General features: G+C 73.5%; 13 protein-coding genes. 5 read left to right on the forward strand and 8 right to left on the reverse strand.

Features of this window, described 5'->3' with window-relative positions:
- Positions 1–302 precede the first annotated feature (302 nt).
- On the forward strand, positions 303–1,142 hold the full coding sequence (locus tag ACFVQG_RS01750; protein ID WP_383375624.1) for a DeoR/GlpR family DNA-binding transcription regulator: 840 nt from the start codon (positions 303–305) through the stop codon (positions 1,140–1,142).
- Positions 1,143–1,259: 117 nt separating this feature from the next.
- Complete coding sequence (locus tag ACFVQG_RS01755) at positions 1,260–1,733, forward strand: SRPBCC family protein (RefSeq protein ID WP_383375628.1); 474 nt, start codon at positions 1,260–1,262, stop codon at positions 1,731–1,733.
- Positions 1,734–1,890: 157 nt separating this feature from the next.
- Here the strand turns inward: ACFVQG_RS01755 and ACFVQG_RS01760 are convergent, their stop codons facing one another.
- On the reverse strand, positions 1,891–3,036 hold the full coding sequence (locus ACFVQG_RS01760; protein ID WP_383375632.1) for a PLP-dependent cysteine synthase family protein: 1,146 nt from the start codon (positions 3,034–3,036) through the stop codon (positions 1,891–1,893).
- A gap of 317 nt (positions 3,037–3,353) precedes the next feature.
- On the opposite strand from ACFVQG_RS01760, the gene ACFVQG_RS01765 reads away from it, so the two are divergent.
- Positions 3,354–3,674 carry a hypothetical protein gene (locus ACFVQG_RS01765; protein WP_383375635.1) on the forward strand — a complete coding sequence of 107 codons (321 nt, stop codon included), beginning with the start codon at positions 3,354–3,356 and terminating at the stop codon, positions 3,672–3,674.
- Between the two features lie 183 nt (positions 3,675–3,857).
- A complete protein-coding gene (locus tag ACFVQG_RS01770; protein WP_383375637.1) occupies positions 3,858–4,349 on the forward strand; it encodes an ATP-binding protein in 492 nt (163 codons plus the stop codon).
- Positions 4,350–4,394: 45 nt separating this feature from the next.
- Here ACFVQG_RS01770 and ACFVQG_RS01775 read toward each other — a convergent pair whose 3' ends face one another.
- From ACFVQG_RS01775 to ACFVQG_RS01795, 5 genes are all read right to left on the reverse strand, one after another.
- Complete coding sequence (locus ACFVQG_RS01775; protein WP_383375638.1) at positions 4,395–6,956, reverse strand: ABC transporter permease; 2,562 nt, start codon at positions 6,954–6,956, stop codon at positions 4,395–4,397.
- Complete coding sequence (locus ACFVQG_RS01780) at positions 6,953–7,711, reverse strand: ABC transporter ATP-binding protein (protein ID WP_383375640.1); 759 nt, start codon at positions 7,709–7,711, stop codon at positions 6,953–6,955. The genes ACFVQG_RS01775 and ACFVQG_RS01780 overlap by 4 nt, the downstream gene beginning before the upstream one ends.
- Complete coding sequence (locus tag ACFVQG_RS01785; protein ID WP_383376496.1) at positions 7,708–7,986, reverse strand: SHOCT domain-containing protein; 279 nt, start codon at positions 7,984–7,986, stop codon at positions 7,708–7,710. Before ACFVQG_RS01785 ends, ACFVQG_RS01780 begins: the two co-directional genes overlap by 4 nt.
- A 150-nt stretch (positions 7,987–8,136) precedes the next feature.
- The gene (locus ACFVQG_RS01790) at positions 8,137–9,378 is read right to left on the reverse strand and encodes an ROK family protein (RefSeq protein ID WP_383375642.1); all 1,242 of its coding nucleotides are present in this window, start codon (positions 9,376–9,378) and stop codon (positions 8,137–8,139) included.
- A 51-nt stretch (positions 9,379–9,429) separates the two neighbouring features.
- Positions 9,430–10,077 (reverse strand): alpha-ketoglutarate-dependent dioxygenase AlkB family protein, encoded by a 648-nt coding sequence (locus ACFVQG_RS01795; protein WP_383375644.1) that lies wholly within the window; start codon positions 10,075–10,077, stop codon positions 9,430–9,432.
- A gap of 67 nt (positions 10,078–10,144) precedes the next feature.
- On the opposite strand from ACFVQG_RS01795, the gene ACFVQG_RS01800 reads away from it, so the two are divergent.
- Entirely contained in the window at positions 10,145–11,278 is a 1,134-nt protein-coding gene (locus ACFVQG_RS01800) for a methyltransferase (protein WP_383376498.1), read from the forward strand.
- Here the strand turns inward: ACFVQG_RS01800 and ACFVQG_RS01805 are convergent.
- Together ACFVQG_RS01805 and ACFVQG_RS01810 are read right to left on the reverse strand one after the other, a co-directional pair.
- Positions 11,259–12,122, reverse strand: coding sequence for a ketose-bisphosphate aldolase (locus tag ACFVQG_RS01805; RefSeq protein ID WP_383375646.1), 864 nt, complete (start codon positions 12,120–12,122; stop codon positions 11,259–11,261). The genes ACFVQG_RS01800 and ACFVQG_RS01805 overlap by 20 nt on opposite strands.
- Positions 12,110–13,018 carry an SIS domain-containing protein gene (locus tag ACFVQG_RS01810; protein ID WP_383375648.1) on the reverse strand — a complete coding sequence of 303 codons (909 nt, stop codon included), beginning with the start codon at positions 13,016–13,018 and terminating at the stop codon, positions 12,110–12,112. The genes ACFVQG_RS01805 and ACFVQG_RS01810 overlap by 13 nt, the downstream gene beginning before the upstream one ends.
- Positions 13,019–13,144 lie beyond the last annotated feature (126 nt).

Here is a 13,144-nt window from a genome sequence, read left to right on the forward strand (position 1 = left end):
GCGCCGTCGGTTTCTGTCGGTGCGGCCCTCAGGATCTCCGCTGCGGGTCGTCCCGCACACCCGTTGTCACCGAATCTCCCCGATCCGTGTGACAGCCGTGCCTCGGATGAGACGCAAACGACACCACGGGTGAGACGTAGATGACATGTGCGCGTCGGTACGGCCGGTGGCGCGACCCGCCGCGGGCCGTGCGAGGATGGGACCGCCGCACGCCCGGAACGCGAGATCTGCCCTAGTCGGAACGGGTGCGCGCGGCTCGGCGGACAGCGTGGACGGCTTGAGGCGAAAGGACCGGAGCGTACGTGAGCGAGAATCAGAACCTCCTCGCGGAGCAGCGGCGCGCCCTGATCCTGGACGAGGTACGGCGCCGCGGTGGCGTCCGGGTCAATGAGCTGACCCGCAAGCTCGGGGTGTCGGACATGACGGTCCGCCGCGACCTCGACGCGCTCGCCCGGCAGGGGGTGCTGGAGAAGGTGCACGGCGGGGCCGTGCCGGTCGCGGAGGCGAGCACCCACGAACCGGGCTTCGAGGCCAAGTCGGGTCTCGAGCTGACCGCCAAGGAGGACATCGCGCGGTCCGCGGCGGAACTCGTCGCGCCGGGCGCGGCGATCGCGCTCTCCGGCGGTACGACGACGTACGCGCTGGCGCACCGGCTCGTCGACGTCGCGGACCTGACCGTGGTCACCAACTCGGTGCGGGTGGCGGATGTCTTCCACGCGGCGCAGCGCACCTCCGGTCCCCGCCAGGGCGCGGCGACGGTGGTGCTGACGGGTGGGGTGCGCACCCCGTCCGACTCGCTGGTGGGGCCGGTGGCGGACCAGGCGATCGCGACGCTCCACTTCGACGTGCTGTTCCTCGGGGTGCACGGGATATCGGTGGAGGCCGGTCTGTCGACGCCGAACCTCGCGGAGGCGGAGACCAACCGGCGGCTGGTGCACTCCGCGCGCCGGGTGGTGGTGGTCGCCGACCACACCAAGTGGGGCACGGTGGGCCTGAGTTCGTTCGCGGACCTGCAGCAGGTGGACACCTGGGTGACGGACGCCGGGCTGTCGGCGAAGGCGCGGGCGGACGTCACCGAGCGGGTGCGGCAGTTGGTGGTCGCGGGCGAGGACACCGCCGAGGCCGTGGACGCCGTCGAGTGAGGTGACCTACGCGGGCGGTCGGGGCGCTGACTTCTGCCGGGACGCCCGTTATGGTGGCGCTGCCCGTCGTCCGTCGTCCGCGCCGGAACTCCCGTGGCGCGCAAGGGGGTTGCGTCCATGGCTCGCCGTCTGCGTCCAGTGGGGCCCGACTTCGTCGAGGAGGCACCCGTACGGCTGGTCTTCGCCCGGGTGATCGCGGCCGACCCGGAGTCGGTGTACCGCGCGCTCGCCGAGGACACGGCGGGCTGGCCCGACTGGTTCTCGGCGGTGACCTCCGCGCGGGCGGTCGACGACGGCGCCGGACGCGAGATACGGCTCAGGGGCGGGACACGGTTCCGGGAGACGGTCGTCGCGGCGAACGGTCCCGAGGTGTACGCCTACCGCGTGGACGTCACCAACGCGCCGGGCGTCCGGGCCCTGGTCGAGGAGTGGCGGCTGACGCCGGTGGGGGCGGGCACGCGCGTGCGGTGGACGTTCGCGGCGGCCGGTCCGGCGCCGTTCCGGCTGGTGCTGAGGCTGGCGCGGGGCGGGCTGGGGCGGGCGTTCCGGGATGCGATGAGGGGGCTGGAGCGGCGGCTGGTGAAGGGCTGACGCCCGCGCTGGGTGCTAGCGCTGGGTGCTAGTCTCCCGCGCCTGAAATCCGTCGGTAGGTCTGTCTCGTTCCGGCGGTCGGATTCCCGCCGCCGAACAGGCGCGTTGACCGCCTGCGGCTCAGCCAGGACTGCCTGGGAACTTCCGGCGTAGGACACTAGTCGGGCCACACGCCCGTCGTCAGCAGGGTGTCGATCGCCGTGGTGTACGGCGCGATGTCAAGGCCCTGTCCGGCCAGCCAGGCGTCCGAGTAGTACTTGTCGAGATAGCGGTCGCCGGGGTCACACAGCAGGGTCACCACGCTGCCGGTGCGGCCCTCGGCCACCATCTCCGCGACGATCTTCAGCGCGCTCCACAGACCGGTGCCCGTCGAGCCGCCCGCCTTGCGGCCGATGGCCCGCTCCAGGGCCCGTACCGCGGCGATGCTCGCGGCGTCGGGCACCTTCATCATGCGGTCGACGGCGCCCGGGACGAAGCTCGGTTCCATCCGGGGGCGGCCGATGCCCTCGATGCGGGAGCCGCTGTCGCAGGTGACGCCGGTGTCGCCGGTGGTCCAGCCCTCGAAGAAGCAGGAGTTCTCCGGGTCGGCGACGCAGACGCGGGTGTCGGCCTGCATGTAGTGGACGTAGCGGGCGATGGTGGCGGAGGTGCCGCCGGTGCCCGCCGTGGCGACGATCCAGGCGGGCTCGGGGTAGCGCTCCAGGTGCAGCTGGCGGAAGATCGACTCGGCGATGTTGTTGTTGCCGCGCCAGTCCGTGGCCCGTTCCGCGTAGGTGAACTGGTCCATGTAGTGGCCGCCGGTCTCGGCGGCGAGGCGGGCCGACTCCTCGTACATGGTCCGGGGGTCGTCCACGAAGTGACAGCTGCCGCCGTGGAATTCGATCAGGCGGCACTTCTCCGCGCTCGTGGTGCGCGGCATGACGGCGATGAAGGGGACGCCGATCAGCTTGGCGAAGTACGCCTCGGAGACGGCGGTGGAGCCGCTGGACGCCTCGATCACCGGGCGGCCGGGGCGGATCCAGCCGTTGCACAGGGCGTAGAGGAAAAGCGAACGGGCCAGCCGGTGCTTGAGGCTGCCGGTGGGGTGGGTCGACTCGTCCTTCAGATACAGGTCGATACCCCAGTGCTCCGGCAGCGGGAAGCGCAGCAGATGGGTGTCGGCGGAGCGGTTGGCGTCGGCCTGCACCTTGCGGACGGCCTCTTTCAGCCAGCTGCGGCACGCGGTGTCGCTGCGGTCGACGTCGAGGGTGCGGGCGGGGCGGGCGGCAGGGGTCCCGTCGGTGTGGATCTGCTGCGGGGTCATCACGGCGGGGCTCCTTAGGGCTGTGCGCCGACGGCGCCGCGCGCGGCCGGTGCTTCGATGATAGACACCCGGCACACGCTTCTCACCTGCATAAACGCGCCTTTGGGTGCCTCAAAGGGGCGCTGGGGGTACCCGTCGCGCACAGGCGCGCGCAGGGGCGCATTCGCGTGAGTGCTTCGGGTAGTGCGCCTCCTGGCGGTCGTGCGCACTGGTGTTCACCCCCTGGTCGGGGGCAGACTGCACCGCGTCAGGACGCCGCGGAGCACGAACCGCGCGGGAGCAGCCAACCGGAAGGCGTGACAAGGGGGCGGCAGAGCATGGCGGAGCCGGAGTTCACGGCCGTGGGCGTACGGATCGGCAAGGGCCTGCGCTCACTCACCCGGGCCGGACAGGTGCGGATCAGCGACGGCAGGCTGGAGTTGCTGACCAGCTACGGCAGCGAGATCGACAGCGCGCCGGTGCGGTCGGTGCGGGCCTCGAAGCCGTGGTTCGCCTCCGGGCACCGGGCGCTCGCCGACCTGAACGGCAAGCGGTATCTGCTCACGCTGGGCGACCACGACCCCGCCCCGGGCGAGCCGGGGCCACCCGCGGCACGCCGGTTCATCGAAGCGGTACGGCGAGCGGCCGGACGCCGGTAGCCACACGCGAGTTGCGGTGCCGTACCCCTTGCGTCACGCTGGTCCCACGTCACTCTGGGTTTACCGGCGATAACGCTGCGAACCAGCCCGCCGGCCACGACAGCAGGCGGCCGTTTGACAGCAAGCACCCTGCTGGATCCGTCCTCAGTGTTCTTCCGGACCTCACGTCGGGGAGTCGCAGCCGTGATCAGTCACCCGAGCAGGCAGTGCACGGTGGAGCTCCAGGCTCTGCCGTCGCGGATCGGCCAGGTCCGCAGAATCCTTTCAGCGCAGTTGCGCTACTGGCATCTGGACCAACTGATAGACCGGGCCACGCTCGGTGTGACCGAGCTGTTGACCAACGTCCACCGGCACGCCCAGCCCGACAAGATGTGCACCGTGGAGATCGAGCTGCTGCTCGACCGGCTCACCGTCTCGGTGCGCGACCACGATCCCCGGCTTCCCGTGGTGGAGAACGCCGGGGAGATGTCCACGTGCGGGCGGGGGCTGGCGATGGTGGCGGCGATGAGTGAGAGCTGGGGGGCTCGGGCGGAGGGGGAGTCCGGGAAGGTGGTGTGGTTCACGTTGCCTACGGCTGTGGCTGAGCGGGTGCCGGAGGTGGGGAGCCTTGCCGACGACGCGCTTGCCGGTAGGGAGGACGCCGTCCTTCCCGCCGCGTCCGCCGTTCTCGGCTGACGCGGCGGGAGTCTGGCTCGGTCGCCATCGCCTACTCGGTCGCGCCTACTCGGTCGCTATCGCCTTGAGGATGTCGAGGCGTGCTGCTCGGCGTGCCGGGCGCAGGCCCGCCAGGGCTCCGGCCGCGAGGCCCACCAGGACCACCACCGTGAGTTGGAGGGGTGGGAGGGCGAAGGCGAAGGCGCTGTCACTCGCGCCGTCGGAGGCCCTGACCAGGACCCAGCCGAGGAAGGCGCCCAGGCCCAGGCCACCTGCGGTGCCGAAGGCGGCGACCAGGACGGACTCCCAGCGGACCATGGCGCGCAGCTGGGCCCTGGTCTGGCCGACGGCGCGCAGCAGGCCCAGTTCGCGGGTGCGCTCGTGGATCGCCAGGGTGAGGGTGTTGGCGATGCCCAGGAGGGCGATGAGGACCGCGAGGGCGAGCAGGGCGTAGACCAGCGTCAGCATCATGTCGATGCCGCCCGCCGAGGACTCGGCGTACTCGTCGCGGGTCTGGACGTCGGGGTTGCCGTAGCCCGCGGCGAGCTTCTCGACCGCCGACTTGCCGTCGGTCGTCGTCACGCCGTCCGCGAAGGTCACCGCGATGAGGGTGTCCGCGTCCTGGACGCGGTGCGGGGCCCAGGCGGCGCGGGTGATGACGTAGTCGCCCGCGAGTTCGGACTGGCCGTAGACGGCGCGGACGGTGAAGGTGCGCGTGTCGCCGTCGGTGAAGGTGAGGCGGGTGGTGGCGCCGGGGGTCAGGCCCTGGCGGTCGGCCTCCTTCTCGGTGAGGGCGATGCCGTCGGTGCCCAGGGCGCGCATCGAGCCGTCGACCGTGCCGAGGTCGAAGGTACGTTCCAGGGCGGTGGGGTCGGTGACGGTCAGCGCGCGGCCCGCGCCGTCGACCTCGGCGACACCACGGCCGAGCCCTACGGCGGTGTCGACCTCGGGCAGTTCGTCGATCGCCTCGGCCAGTCGGGGGCTGAGGCCGCTGCCGCCCCCGCCGAACGACGGGTTGCTGACGGCCACGTCGCCCGCGAAGGAGCGGGACACCGTCTGGTCCATGGTCGCCTTCAGCGAGGCGCCGAAGACCGTGAAGAGGGACACCACGGCCACGCCGGTCATCAGTGCTCCGGCCGTGGCCGCCGTGCGCTTCGGGCCGCGCAGCGCGTTGCGGCGGGCGAGGCCGCCGGTGACGCCGCGCAGTCGGTCCAGGGGGCTGCCCAGGACGCGTACCGCCGTCGTGGCGGCGACCGGGCCCAGGACCACGAAGGCGGCCAGGGCCAGCACCGCGCCGGTGCCCGCGAGCCATACGGACGGGGAGACCAGGGTGCCGACGAGGGCCAGCACCAGCGCGGTGGCGAGCAGGGCGGTGCCCAGGACGGCACGGAGGCGGGAGGCGCCGGAGGTGTCGACGGCCGTTTCGCGCAGGGCGGCCAGGGGTGCGGTGCGTCCGGCCCGTACGGCGGGCAGGAGCGCCGAGCCCAGGCAGACCAGCACGCCGACGACCAGGGGCAGGGCGAGGGACAGGCCGCTGATCACCAGGGCGCTGTCGGGGAAGGGGAAGCCGATGGCCGGGAAGAGGGCCTGCAGTCCGGCGGCGATTCCGGTGCCGCCCGCCAGGCCCGTCGCCGATGCCACTACGGCTACCGCGCCCGCCTCCACCAGCGTGGCGGCGGTGATCTGGCGGCGGGAGGCGCCGAGGGCGCGCAGCAGGGCGTTCTCTCGGGCGCGCTGGGCCACGACGATGGCGAAGGTGTTGTGGATGGAGAAGGTCGCGACCAGCAGGGCCACGCCGGAGAAGACGAGGAGGAAGGTCGTGAAGACGCCCAGGAACTGGCTGGAGATCATGTCCGTGTTCTCCCGCGCGGCTTCCTGACCGGTGATGGCCTCGACATCCCGCGGGAGTACGGCGGTGAGCGCGTCCGCGAGTTCGTCCTGGTCGACGCCGGGGCCCGCCCGTACCTGGATGCTCGCCGCCTCGCCGGGGCGGGCGGTGAGGTACTTCTCGGCGTCGGCGCGGGTCATGCCGGTGTAGGTCACCTGCGCCATGCCGTCCTCGCCGCCGAAGGTCGCGAGGCCGACGATCGTCACCTGGACGGGGTCGGGGGTGCGCAGGGTGGTGGTGTCGCCAAGCCGCAGGTCGCCCCGCTCGGCGGCGCCCCGGTTGACGACGACCTCGCCGGAGCGCTGGGGTGCGCGGCCTTCGGCGAGTTCGTACGGGTTCAGCTTCGGGTCGGTGATCCAGTTGCCCGCGACGGTGGGCGGGCCCTGGCCGCCGACCGGGTCGCCGTCGGCGCCGACGAGCTGGCCCGCGCCCTCGACGCTGGGGACGGCCGCGGCCACGCCGGGGACGTCCTCGATGGTCTTGACCAGGTCGGTGTCCACCGGGGCGCGTACGCCCTCGCTCTCGCCGGGGGTGGTGATCGCGTCGGCGCTGCGGACGACGGCGTCGGTGCCGCTGGTCGCGTTGCCGAACATGGTGTCGAAGCCGGAGCGCAGGGTGTCGCCCATGACGAGCGTCCCGGCGAGGAAGGAGACCCCGAGAAGGACGGCCAGGAACGTACCGGCGAAGCGGCGGCGGTGGGCGCGCAGCGCGGAGACGCTCAGGCGCAGGGAGGCGTTCATGAGCGCGCCTCCGCGACGTCGAAGGCCTTCATGCGGTCCAGGACCTTGTCCGCGGTCGGGTGTTCCATACGGTCCACCAGGCGTCCGTCGGCGAGGAAGACGACCTCGTCGGCGTGGGCGGCGGCCACCGGGTCGTGGGTGACCATGACGACCGTGCGGGCGGTCTGGCGCACCGCCCGGCCGAGCAGGCCGAGGACCTCCTCGCCGGAGCGGGAGTCGAGGTTGCCGGTGGGTTCGTCGGCGAAGACGACGTCCGGGCGGCCCGCGAAGGCGCGGGCCACGGCGACGCGTTGCTGCTGGCCGCCGGAGAGTTCGGAGGGCCGGTGGTGGAGTCGGTCGCGCAGACCGACCACGTCGATCAGCGCGTCCAGCCACTCGGCGTCACCGCCGCGGCCCGCGAGGTCCAGGGGCAGGCGGATGTTCTCGGCGACGGTCAGCGTCGGCACCAGGTTGAACGCCTGGAAGACGAAGCCGACGCGGTCCCGGCGCAGCAGGGTCAGGCGGCGGTCGTCGAGGGCGCCCAGTTCGGTGCCGCCGATGTGGGCGGAGCCCGAGGTGAGGGTGTCCAGTCCGGCCGCGCAGTGCATCAGGGTGGACTTGCCGGAGCCGGAGGGGCCCATGATCGCGGTGAAGCGGCCGGTCGGGAAGTCGACGCTGACTCCGTCCAGGGCCCGTACGGCGGTGTCGCCGGTGCCGTACACCTTGACGGCGTCGACGACCCGGGCGGCCGTCCGCGGAAGGGTGGGGGCGCTCATGCCGCACCGCCCTTGCCCGTGCGGCCGAACCGCTCGTCGAGGACGGACAGGCGCCGCCAGTACTCGTCCTCGTCGATCTCGCCGGAGGCGAAGCGGTGGCCGAGCGCGGTGAGGGGTGAGTCGTCGTCGACGGCGGGGCGGTGGGGGCCGCGTCCGCGCCACACGGTGCGGCGCAGGAGCGTGACGCCGCCGACGATCACGGCCGCCCAGACGAGGGGGAAGAGGAGGATCCAGGGGCCGGGGCCGCCGTCGCCGAAGTGGGCCAGTGTCGTCAGCATGCCGAGTCATCTCCCGAAGCGGTTCGGTTGGGTCGTGCGGTGATGACTCGACGATGGCTCCGGGGGCGGGTCCGGGTCGTCGTACGGCCAGCGGCAGTGCGCGTACCTCCTTGGGAGTAGGAGGGGCGCGTTCCGGTACGCCCTCGGCTACCCGGCCAGCGCCGCCAACGGGTCGTCCAGTACCGGCTGCCAGGCCAGTTCCGCCGCGCCCACCAGGCTGTTGTGGTCCAGGGAGCAGGCCAGGATGGGGACGCCGCCGCTGCGGCCCCACAGGCTGCGGTCGGCGACGACGGCGCGCAGACGGTCGGGGTCGGTGTCCAGGAGGGTGCGGTGGAGGCCGCCGAGGATGATGCGGTCGGGGTTGAGGATGTTCACCAGCCCGGCGAGGCCGAGGCCGAGGCGGTCGATGAGGGCCTCGGCGGCGGTGCGGACGGCCAGGTCGGCGTACTCGTGGCGGAGCAGGTCGATGGCCTGCTGGAGGAGGGACACCTCGGGGCCGGGCTCGCGACCGGCGGTGGTGAGGAAGGCCAGCGGGTCGGCCTCGACGTCCAGGCAGCCGCGGCTGCCGCAGTGGCAGGGGCGGCCCTCGGGGTTGACGGTGAGGTGGCCGACCTCCAGGGCGAGGCCCGAACTGCCGGTGTGCAGGCGCCCGTCGAGCACCAGCGCGCCGCCGACGCCACGGTGCCCGGTGGCCACGCACAGCAGGTCGCGGGCGCCGCGCCCCGCGCCGTGCCGGTGTTCGGCGAGGGCGGCGAGGTTGACGTCGTTGGCGGCGAAGGCGGGGCCGGTGATGCCCGCCGTACGGACGCAGTCGGCGAAGATCTCCCGGACCGGCGCGCCCGCGGGCCAGGCGAGGTGCAGGGGGTTGAGGGCCAGTCCCTCGGGTTCGGCGACCGCGGAGGGGACGGCGAGTCCGGCGCCGACGCATCTGCGGCCGGTCTGCCGGAGCAGTTCGGCACCCGCCTCGACGACCGAGCCGAGCACCTTCGCCGGGTCGGCGTCGACGGTCTCGCAGCCGGGCGCGGTGGCGACGATCCGGCCGCCCAGGCCGACGAGGGCCGCGCGGAAGCCGTCGGCGTGCACCTGCGCGGCGAGCGCCACCGGGCCGTCCTGCGCCAGTTGGAGGCGGTGCGAGGGGCGGCCCTGGGAACCGGCGGCGGCGCCGGGGCGGGCGTCGACGCGGATCAGGCCGAGGGCCTCGAGTTCGGCGGCGACCGCGCCCGCCGTCGCCCGGGTGACGCCGAGTTCGGCGGTGAGGACGGCGCGGGTGGGTGCCCGTCCGGTGTGCACCAGTTCCAGCGCGGGTCCGAGCGCGCCGCGCCCCCGGTCCAGCCGTGTCCTCGAGGTGGTCCCTTCCCCCGACTGCCGGGGGTCCGCCTTGCCACTCATGAGGGGGAGTCTCCCATGATCCGTCCGCGCGCCGGTCCGCGCGCCCCCGGATCACAGACCGCTGACCCGCAGGGTGATGTTCAGGCGCCCGGTCAGTCCCAGCCACTGCGGGCCCGTGCCCGGACGCACGCGCGGTACGCCGTGGTACGCGAGCCGGGACGGCCCGCCGAAGACGAACAGGTCACCGCTGCGCAGTTCGACGTCCGTGTACGGGCGGGCGCGGGTCTCGGTGTTGCCGAAGCGGAAGACGCAGGTGTCGCCGAGGCTCAGGGAGACGACCGGTGCGTCGGACTTCTCGTCGCCGTCGCGGTGCATGCCCATGCGGGCGTCGGCGTCGTAGAAGTTGATCAGTGCGATGTCGTACGGCGGCGCTGTCCGTCGCGGGCCGAGTGCGTCGGCGACGGCGCGTCGGCCCAGGTCGCCCAGCCAGTCGGGGAACGGCTTCACGGGTGCGCCGTCGCCGTCGGTGACCGTGCGGGCGTAGGCGTACGGGTACCAGTGCCAGCCCAGGCAGACCTGGCGGGCGGTCATCGTGCCGCCGCCGGGGGTGCGGACGGTGCGCAGTCCGGCGGGTGGGCGGGCCCACGCCCGGCAGGCGGTCAGCAGGTCGCGCTGGGCGTCGGCGTCGAGCCAGTCGGGGAGGTGCACCGCGCCCGGCGCGACCTCCGCGCGGGCCCGGGGGAACAGCTCAGCCTCCATGCGCCCATCCTGCCCCACCAGGGTTGAGCTGCGGCTCGGCTAGCCTGGACGCACGATGAACGACCGTATGCCGACGCCCTGGGGCGACCTCGCGCTCACCCGTTTTCCCGAGGACCCGCGGGCCCGCCTGCGCGCCTGGGACGCCTCCGACGAGTATCTGCTCAGACATCTCGCGGCCGAGGACGTGCCGCTGTCCGGCACGGTCGTGGTCGTCGGCGACCGCTGGGGGGCGCTGGCCACGGCGCTCGCGGCGCACCACCCGACGCAGATCACCGACTCCTTCCTGACCCAGGAGGCGACCCGCGCGAACCTCGCCCGGGCCGGTGCCGAGACCGGCGCGGTGCGGCTGCTGACCACGCAGGACGCGCCGCCGGAGCGGATCGACGTGCTGCTGGTGCGGGTGCCCAGGAGCCTGGCGCTGCTGGAGGACCAGTTGCTGCGGCTGGCGCCCGCCGTCCACCCGGGCACGGTGGTCGTCGGCACCGGCATGGTGAAGGAGATCCACACCTCCACGCTGAGGCTGTTCGAGCGGATCCTCGGCCCGACCCGCACCTCCCTCGCCGAGAAGAAGGCCCGGCTGATCTTCTGCACGCCGGACCCGGCGCTACGGCGGCCCGGCAACCCGTGGCCGTACAGCTACCCGGTCCCGGACGGGCTCGGTTCGGTGTCGGGGCGCACGGTCGTCAACCACGCCGGGGTGTTCTGCGCCGACCGGCTCGACATCGGCACCCGGTTCTTCCTCCAGCACCTGCCCGACACCCGGGGCGCGCGCCGGGTGGTGGACCTGGGCTGTGGCAACGGTGTCGTGGGGACGGCGGTGGCGCTGGCGGATCCGGCGGCCGAGGTGCTGTTCGTGGACGAGTCGTTCCAGGCGGTGGCGTCGGCGGAGGCGACGTACAAGGCGAACGGGGTTCCCGGGCACGCGGAGTTCCGGGTCGGGGACGGGCTGGCCGGGGTCCCGACGGGCAGTGTGGACGTCGTGCTGAACAATCCGCCGTTCCACTCGCACCAGGCGACCACCGACGAGACCGCGTGGCGGATGTTCACCGGCGCGCGGCGGGCGCTGCGGCCGGGCGGCGAGCTGTGGGTGATCGGCAACCGGCATCTGGGCTACCACATGAAGCTGCGGCGGCTGTTCGGCAACAGTCGGCTGGTCGCCAGTGACCCGAAGTTCGTGGTGCTCAGGGCGGTGAAGCGGTAGCGAGGGTGCGGACGGTCTCCGTGACCGTGCGGGCCATCGCCTCGCGGCCGACGCTGAGGTAGGTGCGGGTGTCGGCGGCCTCGGGGTGGTCGGCGAGGAAGCACCGGATCGCGCCGGTCATGGCGAGGTTGAGGGCGGTGCCGATGTTCACCTTGGTGATGCCGCCCGCGACGGCCGCCCGCAGTTCGCCGTCCGGGAGCCCGGAGGAGCCGTGCAGGACCAGGGGTACGTCGACGGCGGCGGCGAGTTGGTGGAGCAGGGCGTGGTCGAGGGCGGCGGTGCGGGTGGTCATGGCGTGGCTGCTGCCGACGGCGACGGCGAGGGCGTCCACGCCGGAGGCGGCGACGAAGGCCTTGGCCTCGGCGGGGTCGGTGCGCGCGCCGGCGGCGTGCGGGTCGAGCGGGGGCGCGCCGTGCTTGCCCCGGACCTCCCCCAACTCCGCCTCGATCCAGAGGCCTTGGGCGTGGGCCCAGTCGGCGGCGGCACGGGTGGCGGCGAGGTTCTCGGCGTACGGCAGCCGGGCCGCGTCGTACATCACGGAGCTGAACCCGGCGTCCGGCGCCTGCCGCAGCAGGGCGTCGCTGGTGATGTGGTCGAGGTGCAGGGCGACGGGCACGGCGGCCCGTTCGGCGGCGGCGACGGCGGCGCGGGCCAGCGGCAGGAGCCGTCCGTAGCGGAACCTGACGGCGTTCTCGCTGACCTGGAGGACGACGGGTTCGGCGGCGGTCTCGGCCCCGGCGATGACGGCCTCGACATGCTCCAGGGTGATGATGTTGAAGGCGGCGACCGCGCGGTGGGCCGCCGCGGCGGCGGTGACGAGTTCGCCGGTGGTCACGAGGGGCACGGGCGCTCCCCGTCCGGGGCCGGGAGCACGACCGAGCGGGTGAGGTGGCGGGGCCGGTCCGGGTCGAGGCCGCGGGCGGCGGCGACGGCGAGCGCGAGGCGCTGGGCGCGGACCAGGGCGGCGAGCGGGTCCAGGTCCTCGTGCACCCAGGTGGCGCCGGTGGCCCGCACCTGGTCGGCGAGTCCGGCGGGGGCCGGGCCGAGCATCCAGGTCGCGGTGGTGGCGGTGGCGATGCTGATGGGGCCGTGCCGGTACTCCATCGCGGGGTAGGCCTCCGTCCAGGCCAGGGCGGCTTCCCGCATCTTCAGCGCGGCCTCGTAAGCCAGGCCCACGGTCCAGCCCCGGCCGAGGAACGCGAACTGGGTGCGGCGCACGAGCCCTTCGGGCAGTGCGTCGGCGAGCGCGGCGCGGGCGTCGGTGACGGCCGCGTCGGTGTGCAGGCCGAGGTGGGCGCGGAGCAGGGTGAGCGCGCTGGTGGCGAACCGGGTCTGGACGACGGAGCGTTCGTCCGCGAAGTCCAGGACGACGAGGTCGTCGGCGGCTGCCGTGACGGGGGTGTGCGGGTCGGCGGTGATCGCGGTCGTACGGCCGTCGCCCCGCAACCCGCCGAGCAGGTCCAGCACTTCGGTGGTGGTGCCGGAGCGGGTGAGGGCCAGGACCCGGTCGTAGCGGCGGTGGTGCGGGAACTCCGAGGCGGCGAACGCGTCGGTCTCCCCGTGGCCCGCGTCCTCGCGCAGCGCCGCGGCGGCCTGCGCCATGTAGTACGAGGTGCCGCAGCCGACGATCGCGACCCGCTCCCCCGGTGCCGGGAGCACCGCGCGGTGCCGGTGCGCCTCGTGTGCGGCGCGCTCCCAGCACTCGGGCTGGCTGTTCAGTTCGTCCTCGGCATGGGTCATGCCGTGTGCCCCCTCTCCGGCGATGCTTGTTTCTGCAAGATAGCGCCGACTTTCGAGCATCATCAAGCATGCGGACCGGCGTGGGGGTGCTGCGCTAGGGTCGCCGGAGACAAGATCCCGGGAGGA

This window comes from Streptomyces sp. NPDC057877 (assembly GCF_042796855.1).
Lineage (GTDB): Bacteria > Actinomycetota > Actinomycetes > Streptomycetales > Streptomycetaceae > Streptomyces.

Bases quoted from the DNA above. Each gene is read 5' to 3' on its own strand.
- ACFVQG_RS01765 (WP_383375635.1), top strand. From the start codon at position 3,354: ATGGCGGAGCCGGAGTTCACGGCCGTGGGCGTACGGATCGGCAAGGGC.
- ACFVQG_RS01760 (WP_383375632.1), bottom strand. From the start codon at position 3,036: ATGACCCCGCAGCAGATCCACACCGACGGGACCCCTGCCGCCCGCCCC.
- ACFVQG_RS01790 (WP_383375642.1), bottom strand. From the start codon at position 9,378: ATGAGTGGCAAGGCGGACCCCCGGCAGTCGGGGGAAGGGACCACCTCG.
- ACFVQG_RS01755 (WP_383375628.1), top strand. From the start codon at position 1,260: ATGGCTCGCCGTCTGCGTCCAGTGGGGCCCGACTTCGTCGAGGAGGCA.
- ACFVQG_RS01775 (WP_383375638.1), bottom strand. From the start codon at position 6,956: ATGAACGCCTCCCTGCGCCTGAGCGTCTCCGCGCTGCGCGCCCACCGC.
- ACFVQG_RS01795 (WP_383375644.1), bottom strand. From the start codon at position 10,077: ATGGAGGCTGAGCTGTTCCCCCGGGCCCGCGCGGAGGTCGCGCCGGGC.
- ACFVQG_RS01810 (WP_383375648.1), bottom strand. From the start codon at position 13,018: ATGACCCATGCCGAGGACGAACTGAACAGCCAGCCCGAGTGCTGGGAG.
- ACFVQG_RS01780 (WP_383375640.1), bottom strand. From the start codon at position 7,711: ATGAGCGCCCCCACCCTTCCGCGGACGGCCGCCCGGGTCGTCGACGCC.
- ACFVQG_RS01800 (WP_383376498.1), top strand. From the start codon at position 10,145: ATGCCGACGCCCTGGGGCGACCTCGCGCTCACCCGTTTTCCCGAGGAC.